The organism is Nocardia sp. bgisy118 (assembly GCF_057708605.1).
In genome coordinates this window covers 276,699-292,177 of record NZ_JBYISM010000001.1, presented here as the reverse complement: position 1 = coordinate 292,177, position 15,479 = coordinate 276,699, and the positions used below count along the sequence as shown (strand labels likewise).

Genomic DNA, 15,479 nt, shown 5'->3' with positions numbered 1-15,479 from the left:
ATCCGGGGGCGGGTCAGCCGAAGAAGCTCCCGACGGTGTCCCAGCCGAGGACCGAGTCGACCGCCAGACCGCAGAACACCACGGCCAGGTAGTTGTTCGACTGCAGGAACAGCCGCAGCGGCTTCACCGATTCGCCGCGGCGCACGCCCGCGTACAGCTGGTGGGCCATCAGCAGGAACCAGGCGCCCGCCACGAGGGCCACCGCGGCGTAGAGCACGCCGGTGGCGGGTACCAGGGCCAGCGTCGTGAGCACGGTGAGCCAGGTGTAGACGACGATCTGCTTGGTCACCGTGCGCTCGGTGGCGACGACCGGCAGCATCGGCACACCCGCCGCGCGGTAGTCCTCCTTGTAGCGCATGGCCAGCGCCCAGGTGTGCGGCGGCGTCCAGAAGAAGATGACGCCGAACAGCGCGACCGCGGGCCAGCCGATGCCGCCGGTCACCGCCGACCAGCCCACCAGCGCGGGCATGCAGCCCGCCGCGCCGCCCCACACCACGTTCTGCGAGGTGCGCCGCTTGAGGCCGAGGGTGTAGACGAAGACGTAGAACAGGATGGTCGCGACGACGAGCACGCCGCTGAGCAGGTTCGCCTGCCACCACAGCCACGCGAAGGACCCGATGCCGAGCGCGACGCCGAACACGAACGCGTTGCGGGTCGGCACCGCCTCCCGCGCCAGCGGGCGCTTGGCGGTGCGCTTCATGACCTTGTCGATATCCGCGTCGGCCACGCAGTTGAGCGTGTTGGCGCTCGCCGCGCCCATCCAGCCACCGAACAGGGTGGCCAGGATCAGCGGCATGTCCACGTCGCTGCCGCGATCGGCGAGCAGCATGGTCGGAATGGTGGCGACGAGCAGCAGCTCGATGACGCGCGGCTTGGTCAGCGCGATATAGGCGAGCACCCGTCGCATCAGCCGGGACGGCAGGCCGGGACCAGTGAAACGGTCGGCAAGCACCGTCGCGGAGGAGCCGTGTGCGCCATTGCCACCCGGCTGTTGCCCAATCCGCACTGTCTCTCCTCGCACGCTGTGCATCGCATCCGGCAATGAAACGAGCAGCTCGCTCATTCCGCTGTCACGGAGGCGCGAGAGCCGGATGTCCGTCCGCCTCGACGCCCTGACAGCCGAATGCGGCGCGGCTACTACTACAGAGGATGGTAGACCCCCGCCGACATCGGCCCGCCGCGAGCCCCGCCCAGCGCGAGCCCGCCGGGCGCCGTTCGGGGGCTCGCGCCACGCCGCGGACTTCATCCGGTAGGACGCATTGGGCGGGTTCCCGGCATGCCGCTCAGCGGGCACATCTAGGGTGGTTGGGTACACACCCGGTATGCATGCCGCCGCTGCCGTGCGTTCACACCACCGCCAGCAACACCGCCGTCGACGAGACCAATGTCAGGAGAACCTCGGTCGTGTCAGTCACAGACGACATCCGCGCCCTCACTCAGCCGAACTACCCGGACGACTGGACGGATCTGGACACCAAGGCCGTCGACACCGTCCGTGTCCTAGCCGCCGACGCGGTGCAGAACGCGGGCAACGGTCATCCGGGCACCGCCATGAGCTTGGCGCCCCTTGCCTACACCCTCTACCAGCGCGTGCTGCGCCACGACCCGAGCGACCCCAGCTGGGTCGGCCGGGACCGTTTCGTGCTGTCGTGCGGTCACTCCAGCCTCACCCAGTACATCCAGCTCTATCTGACCGGGTTCGGTCTGGAACTGGACGACCTGAAGCACCTGCGCAAGTGGGGTTCGCTCACCCCGGGCCACCCGGAGTTCCGGCACACCGACGGCGTCGAGATCACCACCGGCCCGCTGGGCCAGGGTCTGGCCTCCGCGGTCGGCATGGCGATGGCGGCGCGCCGCGAGCGCGGCCTGTTCGACCCGGCCGCCGCACCGGGCGCGAGCCCGTTCGACCACTTCGTCTACGTGGTGGCGTCCGACGGTGACCTCGAGGAAGGCGTTACCTCCGAGGCGTCCTCGCTCGCGGGCACCCAGCAGCTGGGCAACCTGGTCGTGTTCTACGACGACAACCAGATCTCGATCGAGGACGACACCACCATCGCCTTCACCGAGGACGTCGCGGCACGCTACGAGGCCTACGGCTGGCACGTGCAGACCGTGCAGGGCGGCGAGGACGTCGTCGCGATCGAGGCCGCCGTCGAGGCCGCCAAGGCCGAGACCGGCAAGCCCTCGATCATCGTGCTGCGCACCGTGATCGGCTACCCGGCCCCGAACAAGATGAACACCGGTGCCTCGCACGGCGCGGCGCTCGGCGCCGACGAGGTGGCCGCCACCAAGAAGATCCTCGGCTTCGACCCCGAGCAGAGCTTCCAGGTCGACGACGCCGTCATCGCGCACACCCGCAAGGCCGTCGAGCGCGGCAAGGCGGCGCACGCGGCCTGGCAGCAGGAGTTCGACGCGTGGGCCGCGGCCAACCCTGAGAACAAGGCGCTGTTCGACCGGCTCGCCGAGCGCAGGCTGCCGGAGGGCTGGACCGCCGCCCTGCCGGTGCACGAGCCCGACCCCAAGGGCATGGCCACCCGCAAGGCGTCCGGCAAGGTGCTCGCCGCGCTGACCGACGTGCTGCCCGAGCTGTGGGGCGGTTCGGCCGACCTCGCCGAATCCAACAACACCACGATGCCCGGCCAGCCCAGCTTCGGCCCCGAGTCGATCTCGACCGGCATGTGGAAGGCCGACCCGTACGGCCGCACCCTGCACTTCGGTGTGCGCGAGCACGCCATGGGCTCGATCCTCAACGGCATCGCGCTGCACGGCCCGACCCGCCCGTACGGCGGCACCTTCCTGGTGTTCAGCGATTACATGCGCCCCGCGGTCCGCCTGGCCGCGCTGATGCGGGTGCCCGCGATCTACGTGTGGACGCACGACTCCATCGGTCTCGGCGAGGACGGCCCGACCCACCAGCCGATCGAGCACCTGGCCGCGCTGCGCGCGATCCCGGGCCTGAACGTGGTCCGTCCTGGTGACGCCAACGAGACCACCTACGCCTGGCGCACCATCCTGGAGCGTGAATCGGCCGAGAACGCCTCGCACTTCTCGGTCTCCGAGATGCCGCACCAGGACGGCCCGTCCGCGCTGGCCCTGACCCGCCAGGACCTGCCGATCCAGGAGGGCACCAGCTACGAGGGCGTCGCCAAGGGCGGCTACGTCCTGGCCGAGGCGTCCACCGGCACCCCGCAGGTGATCCTGATCGCCACGGGTTCGGAGCTGCAGCTCGCCGTGGCCGCGCGCACTACGCTGGAGGCGCAGGGCGTCGGCACCCGCGTGGTGTCGATGCCGTGTGTGGAGTGGTTCGACGCGCAGGACAAGGCATATCGGGACGAGGTGCTTCCGCCCGCGATCCGCGCGCGCGTCGTCGTCGAGGCCGGTATCGCGATGCCGTGGCACCGGTTCGCCGGTGACGCGGGCGAGATCGTGTCCATCGAGCACTTCGGCGCCTCGGCCGATTACAAGACCCTGTTCCGCGAGTTCGGCATCACCGAAGACGCGGTCGTTGCCGCCGCGCAGCGCACGCTGGACAACGTGAAGGGATAACACCTCATGACACAGAACGAAAACCTCGCCGCGCTCTCCGCGGCGGGCGTCTCGGTGTGGCTCGACGATCTGTCGCGGGACCGGATCCAGTCCGGCAACCTGGCCGAGCTGGTCGCCACCCGCAGCGTCGTCGGCGTCACCACCAACCCGACCATCTTCCAGGGCGCGCTCAGCCAGGGGCACTCCTACGACGCGCAGGTGAAAGCGCTTGCCGCGCAAGGCGCCGACGCCGACGCGGCCATCCGCACCATCACCACCGACGACGTGCGCTCGGCCTGCGACGTGCTGGCCGGGGTGTACGAGTCCTCCGGCGGCGTGGACGGCCGGGTCTCCATCGAGGTCGACCCGCGCCTGGCCTTCGACGCCGAGAAGACCGTCGCGCAGGCCATCGACCTGTGGAAGACGGTGGACCGCCCCAACCTGTTCATCAAGATCCCCGCGACCGAGGCGGGCCTGCCCGCCATCACCGCGGTGATCGCCGAGGGCATCAGCGTGAACGTCACCCTGATCTTCTCGGTGGCGCGCTACCGCTCGGTGATGGGCGCCTACCTGGACGGTCTGCGCAAGGCCAAGGGCGCGGGCTACGACCTGGCCAAGATCCATTCCGTCGCTTCGTTCTTCGTATCCCGGGTGGACACCGAGATCGACAAGCGGCTGGAGGCGATCGGCTCCGAAGCGGCGCTCGCGCTGCGCGGCAAGGCCGGTGTGGCCAACGCCCGCCTGGCGTACGCGGAGTACCAGGACGTGTTCGACGGTGGCAAGCACACCTCCACCTATGCGCACCTGGGCTCGAGCGGCGCGAACCGGCAGCGGCCGCTGTGGGCGTCGACCGGCGTGAAGAACCCGGACTACTCCGACACCCTCTACGTCACCGAGCTGGTCGCCCCGAACACCGTGAACACGCTGCCGGAGAAGACGCTCGAGGCGGTCGCCGATCACGGCGAGATCCGCGGCGACACCATCCGCGGCACCGCGGCGGAGGCCAAGGAGGTCTTCGACCAGCTCGCCGCCGTGGGCATCGATCTGGCCGACGTGTTCGACGTGCTGGAGCGCGAGGGCGTCGACAAGTTCGAGAAGTCCTGGGAGGAGCTGCTTTCCGCCACCGCCGAGGAGTTGGGCGCAGCGTCGACCGGAAGCAACTGATTCCATGACAGGCTCGGCTTCGAAAACGTCGACTGTCTGGAAGAACCCACTCCGCGACGAGCGGGACAAGCGGGTGCCGCGGATCGCGGGACCCTGCAGCATGGTGATCTTCGGCGTCACCGGAGATCTGTCTCGCAAGAAACTGATGCCCGCCATCTACGACCTGGCGAACCGGGGGCTGCTGCCCCCGGGTTTCGCGCTGGTCGGTTTCGCGCGGCGCGATTACGCGGACGAGGACTTCGCGCAGGTCGTGCTCGACGCGGTGAAGGCGCACGCCCGCACGCCCTTCCGCCAGGAGGTCTGGGACCACCTGGCCGAGGGAATCCGGTTCGTGAAGGGCACCTTCGACGACGACACCGCCTTCGCCAGGCTCGCCGACACGCTCGGCAGGCTGGACAAGGAGCGCGGCACCGGCGGCAATCACGCCTTCTACCTGTCGATTCCGCCGAACATGTTCCCGGTGGTGCTCGACCAGCTGTCCGAGCACAAGCTGGCCCAGCCGTCCGGCACCGACATCGCCGGGCGCAAGCCGTGGCGGCGGGTGGTGATCGAGAAGCCGTTCGGGCACGACCTGGACAGCGCGGTCGAGCTCAACGCGCTGGTCAACCGGGTGTTCCCGGAAGAGACGGTGTTCCGCATCGATCACTATCTCGGCAAGGAGACGGTGCAGAACATCCTGGCGCTGCGCTTCGCCAACCAGCTGTTCGATCCGATCTGGAACGCCAACTACGTCGACCACGTCCAGATCACCATGGCCGAGGACATCGGCCTCGGCGGGCGCGCGGGCTACTACGACGGTATCGGCGCGGCCCGCGACGTCATCCAGAACCACCTGCTGCAACTGCTCGCGCTCACCGCCATGGAGGAGCCGATCAGCTTCGAGCCCAAGCAATTGCAGGCCGAGAAGATCAAGGTGCTCTCGGCCACCAAGCTGGTGGAACCGCTGGACGAGACCACCGCGCGCGGGCAGTACGCGGAGGGCTGGCAGGGCGGCGAGCACGTCGTCGGCCTGCTCGACGAGGAGGGCTTCGACCCGCAGTCGAAGACCGAGACCTACGCGGCCATCACCCTCGAGGTCGACACCCGGCGCTGGGCGGGCGTGCCGTTCTACCTGCGCACCGGAAAACGCTTGGGCCGCAGGGTGACCGAGATCGCGGTGGTCTTCAAACGGGCGCCGCACCTGCCCTTCGACCAGACCATGACCGAGGAGCTCGGTCAGAACGCGCTGGTGATCCGGGTGCAGCCGGACGAGGGCATCACCATGCGCTTCGGCTCGAAGGTGCCGGGGTCGGGCATGGAAGTGCGCGACGTCAATATGGATTTCAGTTACGGCGAAGCGTTCACCGAGTCCTCCCCCGAGGCCTACGAACGTCTGATCCTCGACGTGCTGCTCGGGGTGCCGTCGCTGTTCCCGGTGAACGCGGAGGTCGAATTGTCCTGGCGCATCCTGGATCCCGTGCTCGAACACTGGGCGGCGGACGGCAGACCCGATCCGTATCCCGCGGGCACGTGGGGGCCGGCCTCGGCCGACGAGATGCTGGAGCGCACCGGCCGGGAATGGCGGCGCCCATGATCATCGACATGCCCGACACCACCACCGGCGCGGTCACCAAGCGCCTGGTCCAGCTGCGCGAGAGCAACGGCGTCATCACCATGGGGCGGGTGCTCACCCTCGTGGTGTGCACGCTGGACAGCTCCGAGGCCGAGGACGCGATCGACGCGGCCAACGACGCCAGCCGCGAACATCCCTGCCGCGTGGTGGTTCTCGCGCGCGGCGACCGCGAGGCCGAGACCAAGCTCGACGCCCAGATCCGGGTCGGCGGCGACGCGGGCGCGGCCGAGGTGATCGTGTTGCGCCTGCAGGGCGAGCTGGTGAGCCACGAGAGCAGCGTGGTCATTCCGTTCCTGCTGCCCGACACCCCGGTGGTGGCGTGGTGGCCGCGCGGCGCGCCGGAATTCCCCTCCAAGGATTCGGTGGGACGGCTGGCGACCCGGCGCATCACCGACGCCACCTTCGCGGCGGACCCGCAGGCGACGATCAAGAAGCGCCATGCCTCCTACGCGTCCGGCGACACCGACCTGGCATGGAGCCGGATCACCTACTGGCGGGCGCTGCTGGCCGCCTCGCTGGACGAGCCGCCCTTCGAACCGGTCGACTCGGTGACCGTGTCGGGCCTGCGCGACGAGCCCGCGCTGGACATGCTCGCCGGGTGGCTGGCCGCCCGGCTGGGCTGCCCGGTGCGCAGGCGCTCGGGCGCGCTGCGGGTGGAGGTGCACCGGCCGTCGGTGACCATGGCCATCGAACGCCCGCAGACCGGGCGCACCGCGACGCTCACCAGCACCGGCGATCCCGATCAGCGAATCGCATTGGCGCGGAGGGAAACTCGCGACTGCCTCGCCGAGGAACTGCGTCGGCTCGACGCCGACGAGATCTATCACGAAGCCCTCGCCGGAATCGAGAAGGTGACCTATGAGTGAGCCCACCGCTCAGCAGTACGCCGGTCGGGAGCGCGCCGACAGCGATCTCCCCGCCGACACCGTCGAGGTGCACCCCGACGCGGGCGTGCTCGTCGCCGCGGCGGCCGCCCGCTTCGTGCAGGTGGTGGTGGCGGCGCAGGCCGAGCGCGGCACCGCCTCGGTGGTGCTGACCGGCGGCGGCACCGGCATCGCGCTGCTCGAGGAGGTGCGCAAGGCGCCCGGCGACATCGACTGGTCGCGGCTCGACATCTTCTGGGGCGACGAGCGTTTCGTCCCGGCGGGCGATCCCGAGCGCAACGAGCTGCAGGCCAGGCAGGCGCTGCTCGACCACGTGCCGGTCGACCACGCCAGGGTGCACCCGGTGGCGACCTCCGACGGCGAATATCCCGACCCGGTCGAGGCCGCGGCCGAGTATTCGACGGCGGTGCACGCCCACCTCGCCGAGCACGGCGCGTTCGACCTGCACCTGCTCGGCATGGGCGGCGAGGGCCACGTCAACTCGCTGTTCCCGGACACCGACGCGGTGCGCGAGGAGCACGAACTCGTTGTCACCGTGACGAATTCCCCCAAGCCGCCGCCGGTCCGCGTCACGCTGACGCTGCCCGCGGTGCGTCGCTCGCGCCACGTCATGCTGATCGTCGCCGGAGCGGGCAAGGCGGAGGCCGTCGCCGCGGCCATCGGCGGGGCCGAACCGGTCGACATCCCCGCGGCGGGCGCGGCGGGATCGGAGTCCACCACGTGGTTGCTGGATCGCGAAGCCGCCAGCGCTTTGCGCTGAACGCGTTCCGGCGCACAACGCTGCGTAGTTTCCAGCGCACGACGCTGCGTAGTTTCCAGCGCACGACGCTGCGTAGTTTCCAGCACACGGCGCTGAGTAGGCTCGAGTGCACAACGCCGGGCACTACCTAGCGCACGGCGTTGAGCGCTCTCGATACGGGAGGTCGCATGCCGCACCTGGTCGTTGATAGTTTCGCCGGTGGCTCGTCGGGTCACCGGCGGGATGACGCGGCCCGTGCCGGTCGGCCGAGTTCCTGTCGCGCGGACCGGCGATGAGCGGCATGTCGCCGGAATCCGGCGCGAATCCGGGACAGGCGCTGGACGAGCGTTTTCGCGCCGAGATCGGCACACTGGCGACGCGACCGGCCCGCGACGATGACGTCGCCCCCGGCATCTCCCGCGCCACCCTGCTCGAGGTGTTCGACGCGCAGGCCACCAGCAGGCAGCTCGATCTGGCGGCGCGCGGGCTCGGCGTGGCCAAGCGCGGGTACTACAGCATCGGGTCGTCCGGTCACGAGGGGAATGTTGCGCTCTCGATCGCGATGCGGGCCACCGATCCCGCACTGCTGCACTATCGTTCGGGGGCCTTCTTCGTGCACCGGGCGCGGCGGGTGCGGGGGCTCGATCCGATCCGTGACATCCTGCTCGGCGTGGTCGCCGCGGCGGTCGACCCGATCTCCGGCGGCAGGCACAAGGTCTTCGGCAGCAAACCGGCGCACGTCATCCCGCAGACCTCCACCATCGCCTCGCATCTACCGCGAGCGGTCGGCCTGGCGTTCGCGATCGAGCGCGCGGCGCGGCTCGGCATCACACCGGCGTGGCCGCGGGATTCGGTGGTGCTGTGTACTTTCGGCGACGCCTCGGCCAACCACTCGACGGCGGCGGGCGCCGTCAATGCCGCCGTGCACACCGCGCACCAGGGCATTTCGGTGCCGATCCTGTTCGTCTGCGAGGACAACGGCATCGGCATCAGCGTGCCCACCCCGCCGGACTGGATCGAACACGCCTACGGAACCCGGCCCGGGCTGGCGTATTTCACCGCCGACGGCTGCGATCCGATCGACGCGCTGACCGTCTCCGAACGCGCCGTGCGCTGGGTGCGCGAGCACCGCGCGCCCGCGTTCCTGCGGTTGCGCACGGTGCGGCTGCTCGGGCACGCGGGGTCGGACATGGAAACCGCGTACCGCAGGCCCGCCGATATCGCGGCCGATCTGGAGCGTGACCCGGTCGTCGCGACGGCCCGGCTGCTCGTCGAGCATGGGCTGGCGAGTCCCGACGAGGTCGTCGGGCTCTACGACGAGATCGGCCACCGGGTCTCGGCCATGGCCGAATTGGTCTGGCGGGAACCGAAATTGACGTCCGTCGCGGCCGTCACGGCGCCGCTGGCGCCCGCGCGTCCCGACGCCGTGCGCGCCGACGTGCTGCGGGACACGACGCCCGCACCGGCCGCGACGCACCGGCTGGGGGTGCGGCTCACCGGTTCGGACCGTCGACGGCCGGCGCAGGCGGGCGAGCCCGGGATGACCATCGCGCAGGCGATCAACCACACCTTGGCGGCCCTGCTCGAACGCGACCCCGACGTGCTGGTGTTCGGCGAAGACGTGGGACGCAAGGGCGGCGTGTACGGCGTCACCAAGGGATTGCAGAAGCGCTTCGGCGCGCGCCGCGTCTTCGACACGCTGCTCGACGAACAGAGCGTGCTCGGCACCGCGCTCGGTGCGGGGCTCGCCGGTTTCGTCCCGATTCCGGAGATCCAGTACCTCGCCTACCTGCACAACGCCGCCGACCAGGTGCGTGGCGAGGCCGCCACCCTCCAGTTCTTCTCGCACGGCCGCTACCGCAATCCGATGGTGGTGCGGATCGCGGGCCTGGCCTATCAGAAGGGGTTCGGCGGGCACTTCCACAACGACAATTCCGTTGCGGCGCTGCGTGATATCCCCGGGCTGGTGATCGCGGTCCCGGCCCGCGCCGACGACGCGGCCGCGCTGCTGCGCACCTGCGTCTCGGCGGCGCGGGTGGACGGACGGGTCTGCGTCTTCCTCGAGCCGATCGCGCTGTATCACACCAAGGACCTGCACCCGGGCGACAGCGCCTGGCTCGCGCCAGGTGCCGCAGGGGAGCACGTGGAGATCGGCCGGGCCCGCGTCTACGGCGACGGCGACGACCTCACGATCGTCAGCTTCGCCAACGGCGTCCCCATGAGCCTGCGGGTGGCGGAGCGGCTCGCGGCTCGCGGCGTCCGCACCCGGGTGCTCGACCTGCGCTGGCTGAGCCCGCTGCCGGTCGATGATCTGCTGACGCATGCCCGCGCCACCGGGCGGGTGCTGATCGCCGACGAAACCCGGCACAGCGGCGGCGTTTCCGAATCGGTGTGCGCGGCGCTGGTCGACGCCGGTTTCACGGGCCGGGTCGCGCGGATCACCAGCGCGGACAGCTTCGTTCCGCTCGGGCCCGCCGCGGATTCGGTGCTGCTGGACGAGACCGGCATCGAGAAGGCCGCCGCGGAACTGCTCACCGATTAGCGTGCGATCCGCGTGTTCGCGGTTCGACGGGCGGTCCCGGGAAATACCCTGGAGAAAGCAATGGTGACCAGCGGCGAAAGGGCAGGGCGATGACCACGATGTCCATCCTGGGCGAGGTGCGACCCGAGCACGATGCGAAGACGGGCGACGATCGCGTGCTGCTGCACTATCTGCGGTCCTACCGTCAGCCGGTGCTGGACGTCTGGTCGGCGTGCACGTCCCGCAGCCAGCTGGAACGCTGGCTCGGCGCCGTGTCGGGCGGCAGCGGCAACTTCACGATCGAGCCGGCGGACGGCCCGGTGCCCGGCCCGATCGCGGTCCGCGTCGATCACTGCGTCGCGCCGCACGAACTCGTCGTCCACGTCGACGGCTGCCTCCTCGAGCTGCGGCTCACCCAGGTCGGCGTCGTCACCAACCTCGAGCTCGTCCGCCGACACCTCTGTCACACCGACGCGAGCGCCGTCGGCCCGCGCTGGCAGTACCTGCTGGACCGGCTCACCGCCTACCTCGAATTCCGCCAGCTGCCGCGCTGGGCGGACTACCCGGAGCTGGCGGCGGAGTACCGCTGAGCCACGGACGACGGCCGCGCGGGGGTGCGTCGGCGCGCGGCCTGCTAGAAGACCCAGTACCGGAACCAGACGCCGTCGTAAGGACGGAACTTGTACTCGTACTCACCCTGCGATTCCGGCGCGCCGTTGGGCATGTACGCGTAGCCGCTCAGGCTGAGCAGACCTCGCGTCTCGAACAGACAACCGCCTCGGTACTGCTCGACTTTGGTGATGGTGTACACGCCGTAGCGGGCATCGGCATCGGACACCACGCAGTCGGCGGCAGCCCGTTCGAGGCTGCCCTTCGACAACTGCCACCCCAGATCTTCGGGCAGACCCGTCCAGACCAGCCCCACCGCGCAGACCACCAGCAGCGGCGCAACCAAGCTCAACCTGCCGTTGCCATAGGCGATCAACCCGACCAGTCCGCAGATCAGCCAGGACACTCCGGCCGAGAACAACGCCAGGAGCAAGATCAGGGTGAGGTCTTCGTCGCCTTCCACAGCGTTCTGAAAGATCAATCCGAGGCAACAGAGACCCGAGAGTCCCGCTGTGCCCAGCACCCAGACGATCCACCACCGCGGCGCCCCACGCCGCCAGTCGACTCCCCCGATTCTCATGCGGTCACACTACCGGTCGCCTGGCGCGGCGGCGTCCAGCGAGCACGCCGATACCGCGCGACTCACCGAATGCGCGACACGCCAAGGGATCTCATCCACCCCTGACGCCGCCTCGAATACCTGACGATCGCTGCTGTCCGCGATCACGTGTCGCGCCGAGGTGTCACCTCGGCGGCTCAGTCGTGTGGAAGGCGGTGCCGATATGGCCTTGGAGTTCCTCGTTCCGGTCGCCGCGGCGGTCTCGGCGCTGACGGTCTTCGTGGTGGGTGATCGCCTACGCCCCCAGTCGTGGCGGCAGACGAGCGACGAGGCGTCGGGCACCCTGGTTCTCGACCTCATCAAGACGTTCTTCACGGCGGTCGTCGCCTTCGTGGTGGTGATCTGCTGGCAGCAGTACCAGAGCGCGCACAATCACACGGTCGCGGAATCGAAAGCGCTGGTGGACACTTACGCCGCCGCGCAGGAGTTGCCCGACCCCGATCGACAGCTCGTCCAGAGTTCGGTGCGCGGGTACACCGACCAGGTCGTCACCGGGGAGTGGGCGGTGATGGACACCGAGCACAGGCTCAGTCCGCTCACCCAGGACACCTTCGACACGCTGCGCGCCGACGTCGCAGCCTTGCCCTCGGGCGACGCGGCCGCCGACACGCTGGCCGGACTCGACCGGGTCGCGCAGGCCAGGCACGACCGGGCCATGGACGCCGGCGGCGGGGTGCCCGGATTCCTCTATCTTGCACTGTGTTTCGGCACCATCCTGCTGCTGCTCAGTCCCGTGCTCTCCGGCCTGCGGGTGACCAGGCGCAGCGTCGCGATGACCGTGCTGCTCGGCGTGGTGGTGGGCGCGGCGGTGCTCGCCATCCACAACCTGGACCGTCCGTTCTCCGGCGGGAACCGCGTCCCGAGGGACGCCTACGAGTACGCGCTGTCACGTTTCGAGCAGATCGGCGAACGCACGCCGAATCCCGCACCCGCCACCGCGATCGGCGTCGGCGATGTTCCGCACCGGTAGACACGGCCGCAGCGGGGACGGATCGGGCGAACTCCGATCGGGCGCACGGGGCACGAAAACCCTGTGTGCGACAGTCGGTCTCGCCGCACTCCCCCTGATGGCAGCCTCGCTGGCCTATTCGCCACTCGCCGCCGCCCAACCGGCTCCGCCCCTCCTTCCGCCGAGCCTCGTCAGCGGAAGCGCGGGTGCACAGCCGATCGACACCGGAAGTGTCTCCGCGGCAATCCCTTTGGACCTCACGCCGCGTTACGCACCGATTCTCCCTGCCTCGACCGGCAGCTACACCCCGGTGCACGAGCCCGAGACCGTCCCGGTCGCTCCCGCCGACACCGAACTCGCCCTCACACCGGCCGAAGCCCTCGGCCTCGACGTCGGCAGCGTCCGCGCCGCCTGCACCGGAAGCGCCGCGGCGGGCAGCGCCGCGCTCGCTCTCGGCTCCGCGCTCGGTAGCGGCGGCGGCAGCGGCCCCGTGGGTCCCGGCCTCGTCGGCTTCGGCTCCAGCGGGTCCGCGCTCGGCAGCTCGACCGGCAGCGGCCTGGTCGGCCCCGGTTCCAGCGGTTCCGCGCTCGGTAGCGCCGCGGGAAGCGCTTTCGGCAGCGGCGCACTGTTCACGTGTCTCTTGCTGTTGCCGATGACCCCGCCGACGCCGGGTATTCCGCTCCGCCTCGATCCGCCGACTCCCGTTCCGATCCCGCAGGCCGCGCCCGAACCTGTTCCGGCGCAAGCACCGGAACCCCAAGCTCTGCCCGCGCGCCCACCGCAAGCGGCCGACCCGCAGCCCGTCGAACCCACCGCCGACGCTCTCCCCTGGAACCTCCTGGAGATCGTCACGGTCCTGGTGATCACGGTGCTCACGGCCGTCCGCACCAGGGTCGTCGCCGGTCGTGTCCCGCCGATGCCGCGATGACCGGGCGCTGTCAGGCCGGGAGGTCGGCCGTCGCGGGCGCCAGGTCGGCGAGATGCGCCGTGATCAGCGCGTTCACCTCGTCGCTTCGTTCGAGCTGGACGAGGTGCCCGGCGTCCGAAACCTTCGTCACCGCACGAAGATCCGACACGTACGCGCGCAGCGTCCCCAACGGATCGCGGCCGCTGAAACCCTCCATATCCGGGTCGCGCTCGCCGTAGAGGAAGTAGGTGGGCACGGTCACCCGCGCGTCGGCGTAGTCGGCCGTGAGGCTCCAGTTCCGGTCCAGATTGCGGTACCAATTGAGGCCGCCGGTGAAACCCGTGCGCTCGAAATCGGCTGCCAGGGTGTCGAATTCGTCCTCGGAGAGCCATCGCCACGGCAGCGCGGGCGCCTCGGGGAGCACGTCGAGATAGCCGGTGCCCTCGGCGGGGAACCGCCACGTGTCGAGGTAGTGGTAGTCGGCGCTGAGCGAGTAGTAGACGCGGGCGAGGAATTCGCGCGGACGGGCCCCGAGTTCGGCGTCGGCGACGCCGGGCCGCTGAAAATAGTCCAGGTGCAGGAAATGGCGCGCGGCCGCTTTCGCCCACAGCTCCGAGGGCGCCCGCGGCGGGCGCGGCGCGTACGGATTGTTCAGCACGATCAGGCCCGCGACGCGCTCGGGCGCGCGCAGCGCCAGTTCCCACACCAGGGCGGCGCCGAAATCCAGCCCGACGAACACCGCGCGCTCGGCGCCGATGTCGTCGAGCAGGCCGAGCAGATCACCGGCCACCGCCTCGTTCGTGTAGTGCGCCGGGTCGTCGGGAGCCTCGGTCCGGCCGTATCCGCGCAGGTCGGGCGCGAGGGCGCGATATCCGGCGGCGGCGACCGCGGCCAGCTGTCGATGCCAGACGAACCCGGTGTGCGGGAAACCGTGACAGAACACCACGGGATGGCCGCTACCCTGTTCGGTGACGTGCATCCGGGTACCGTTGGTGGTCACGAACCGATGCGTCGGCTCCACTCTCGCCTCCAAACTTAGAACCTGTTCTATGTTTCACGGTAATGTCCGGGAGTCGTGAGCGGAATACCTCGAGAACTCCACGGCCGGGTCGCGGTCGTCACCGGCGCGAGCCGCGGCATCGGCAAGGGCATCGCGTTGGAACTGGGCGCGGCGGGCGCGACGGTGTACATCACCGGCCGGTCGGCGACGCCGGGCCGACTACCCGGCACGGTCCACGACACCGCGGCCGAGATCGACGCGCTCGGCGGGCGCGGCATCCCCTTTGTCTGCGATCACCGCGACGACGACGCCGTGCAGCGGCTGTTCGAGCGGGTGCGCGCCGAGCAGGGTCGTCTCGACGTGCTGGTGAACAACGTCTACAACTCCCCCGCCGCCGCGCGCTGGCTCGGCAAACCGTTCTGGGAGGTGCCGCCGACCGCCTGGGACGAGACCTTCGACGTGGGCGTCCGATCCCACTACGCGGCAAGCTTCTTCGCGGCGCCGCTGCTCATCGGCTCCGGCGGGCTCGTCGTCAACATCTCGTCGCCGGGGTCGCGACGGTACATGCACAACGCGGTCTACGGCGTCGCCAAGACGGCGCTGGACCGGCTCACCGCGGACATGGCGCACGACCTGGCCGACACCGAGGTCACCGTGGTCTCGCTCTGGCCGGGCATCGTGGATACCGAACTGCTGCAACTGGTCCCCGCCGACGCCGACGGACGGCGCCTGGTCACGCTGCCCGGCGAGGGCACCTTCGACCTCGCCGTCGCCGAGACGCCGCGTTTCCCCGGGCGCGCCGTCGTGGCGCTGGCCGCCGATCCCCGCCGACGCGCCCGCACCGGACGGGCCTGGCGGGTGGCCGACCTCGCCGACGAGTACGGCTTCACCGATGTCGACGGCCGGGTGCCGCGCAACGACTGATTCGCGGCGCGGTACCGTCGGGTCAC

General features: G+C 70.1%; 13 protein-coding genes. 10 read left to right on the top strand and 3 right to left on the bottom strand.

Features of this window, described 5'->3' with window-relative positions; all coding sequences use genetic code 11:
- Nucleotides 1–13: 13 nt before the first annotated feature.
- A complete protein-coding gene (locus tag AC3EO7_RS01215) occupies nucleotides 14–1,006 on the bottom strand; it encodes a heme o synthase (RefSeq protein ID WP_067835303.1) in 993 nt (330 codons plus the stop codon).
- 398 nt (nucleotides 1,007–1,404) lie between these two features.
- On the opposite strand from AC3EO7_RS01215, the gene tkt reads away from it, so the two are divergent.
- From tkt to AC3EO7_RS01180, 7 genes are all read left to right on the top strand, one after another.
- Nucleotides 1,405–3,546, top strand: a complete 2,142-nt coding sequence (gene tkt, locus AC3EO7_RS01210) for a transketolase (RefSeq protein WP_431971623.1) — start codon at nucleotides 1,405–1,407, stop codon at nucleotides 3,544–3,546.
- A gap of 6 nt (nucleotides 3,547–3,552) precedes the next feature.
- Entirely contained in the window at nucleotides 3,553–4,689 is a 1,137-nt protein-coding gene (gene tal / locus AC3EO7_RS01205) for a transaldolase (protein ID WP_431971624.1), read from the top strand.
- A 4-nt stretch (nucleotides 4,690–4,693) separates the two neighbouring features.
- Nucleotides 4,694–6,262: a glucose-6-phosphate dehydrogenase gene (gene zwf / locus AC3EO7_RS01200; RefSeq protein WP_435590205.1), complete on the top strand. Its 1,569-nt coding sequence runs from the start codon at nucleotides 4,694–4,696 to the stop codon at nucleotides 6,260–6,262.
- Complete coding sequence (opcA, locus tag AC3EO7_RS01195; RefSeq protein WP_431971626.1) at nucleotides 6,259–7,167, top strand: glucose-6-phosphate dehydrogenase assembly protein OpcA; 909 nt, start codon at nucleotides 6,259–6,261, stop codon at nucleotides 7,165–7,167. The genes zwf and opcA overlap by 4 nt, the downstream gene beginning before the upstream one ends.
- On the top strand, nucleotides 7,160–7,945 hold the full coding sequence (gene pgl / locus AC3EO7_RS01190) for a 6-phosphogluconolactonase (protein WP_431971627.1): 786 nt from the start codon (nucleotides 7,160–7,162) through the stop codon (nucleotides 7,943–7,945). Before opcA ends, pgl begins: the two co-directional genes overlap by 8 nt.
- Before the next feature lie 271 nt (nucleotides 7,946–8,216).
- Entirely contained in the window at nucleotides 8,217–10,466 is a 2,250-nt protein-coding gene (locus AC3EO7_RS01185) for a thiamine pyrophosphate-dependent enzyme (protein ID WP_431971628.1), read from the top strand.
- An 89-nt stretch (nucleotides 10,467–10,555) separates the two neighbouring features.
- Entirely contained in the window at nucleotides 10,556–11,035 is a 480-nt protein-coding gene (locus AC3EO7_RS01180; protein WP_435590204.1) for an SRPBCC family protein, read from the top strand.
- A 44-nt stretch (nucleotides 11,036–11,079) separates the two neighbouring features.
- Here the strand turns inward: AC3EO7_RS01180 and AC3EO7_RS01175 are convergent, their stop codons facing one another.
- Nucleotides 11,080–11,634, bottom strand: coding sequence for a hypothetical protein (locus tag AC3EO7_RS01175; protein ID WP_435590203.1), 555 nt, complete (start codon nucleotides 11,632–11,634; stop codon nucleotides 11,080–11,082).
- A gap of 202 nt (nucleotides 11,635–11,836) precedes the next feature.
- Between AC3EO7_RS01175 and AC3EO7_RS01170 the strand changes: the two genes are divergently transcribed.
- Both AC3EO7_RS01170 and AC3EO7_RS01165 read left to right on the top strand, forming a co-directional pair.
- The gene (locus tag AC3EO7_RS01170) at nucleotides 11,837–12,643 is read left to right on the top strand and encodes a bestrophin-like domain (protein WP_435590202.1); all 807 of its coding nucleotides are present in this window, start codon (nucleotides 11,837–11,839) and stop codon (nucleotides 12,641–12,643) included.
- 97 nt (nucleotides 12,644–12,740) lie between these two features.
- Entirely contained in the window at nucleotides 12,741–13,550 is an 810-nt protein-coding gene (locus AC3EO7_RS01165) for a hypothetical protein (protein ID WP_435590201.1), read from the top strand.
- A 10-nt stretch (nucleotides 13,551–13,560) separates the two neighbouring features.
- Here the strand turns inward: AC3EO7_RS01165 and AC3EO7_RS01160 are convergent, their stop codons facing one another.
- A complete protein-coding gene (locus tag AC3EO7_RS01160; RefSeq protein ID WP_431971717.1) occupies nucleotides 13,561–14,508 on the bottom strand; it encodes an alpha/beta fold hydrolase in 948 nt (315 codons plus the stop codon).
- Between the two features lie 96 nt (nucleotides 14,509–14,604).
- On the opposite strand from AC3EO7_RS01160, the gene AC3EO7_RS01155 reads away from it, so the two are divergent.
- Nucleotides 14,605–15,453 (top strand): SDR family NAD(P)-dependent oxidoreductase, encoded by an 849-nt coding sequence (locus AC3EO7_RS01155; protein ID WP_431971633.1) that lies wholly within the window; start codon nucleotides 14,605–14,607, stop codon nucleotides 15,451–15,453.
- The last annotated feature ends 26 nt before the right edge of the window (nucleotides 15,454–15,479 follow it).

What these genes read in the sequence shown, in the direction of transcription:
- tal (WP_431971624.1), top strand. Translation starts at nt 3,553, where the DNA reads ATGACACAGAACGAAAACCTCGCCGCGCTCTCCGCGGCGGGCGTCTCG.
- AC3EO7_RS01170 (WP_435590202.1), top strand. Translation starts at nt 11,837, where the DNA reads ATGGCCTTGGAGTTCCTCGTTCCGGTCGCCGCGGCGGTCTCGGCGCTG.
- zwf (WP_435590205.1), top strand. Translation starts at nt 4,694, where the DNA reads ATGACAGGCTCGGCTTCGAAAACGTCGACTGTCTGGAAGAACCCACTC.
- AC3EO7_RS01165 (WP_435590201.1), top strand. Translation starts at nt 12,741, where the DNA reads ATGGCAGCCTCGCTGGCCTATTCGCCACTCGCCGCCGCCCAACCGGCT.
- AC3EO7_RS01160 (WP_431971717.1), bottom strand. Translation starts at nt 14,508, where the DNA reads ATGCACGTCACCGAACAGGGTAGCGGCCATCCCGTGGTGTTCTGTCAC.
- AC3EO7_RS01180 (WP_435590204.1), top strand. Translation starts at nt 10,556, where the DNA reads ATGACCACGATGTCCATCCTGGGCGAGGTGCGACCCGAGCACGATGCG.
- AC3EO7_RS01185 (WP_431971628.1), top strand. Translation starts at nt 8,217, where the DNA reads ATGAGCGGCATGTCGCCGGAATCCGGCGCGAATCCGGGACAGGCGCTG.
- pgl (WP_431971627.1), top strand. Translation starts at nt 7,160, where the DNA reads ATGAGTGAGCCCACCGCTCAGCAGTACGCCGGTCGGGAGCGCGCCGAC.
- opcA (WP_431971626.1), top strand. Translation starts at nt 6,259, where the DNA reads ATGATCATCGACATGCCCGACACCACCACCGGCGCGGTCACCAAGCGC.
- AC3EO7_RS01175 (WP_435590203.1), bottom strand. Translation starts at nt 11,634, where the DNA reads ATGAGAATCGGGGGAGTCGACTGGCGGCGTGGGGCGCCGCGGTGGTGG.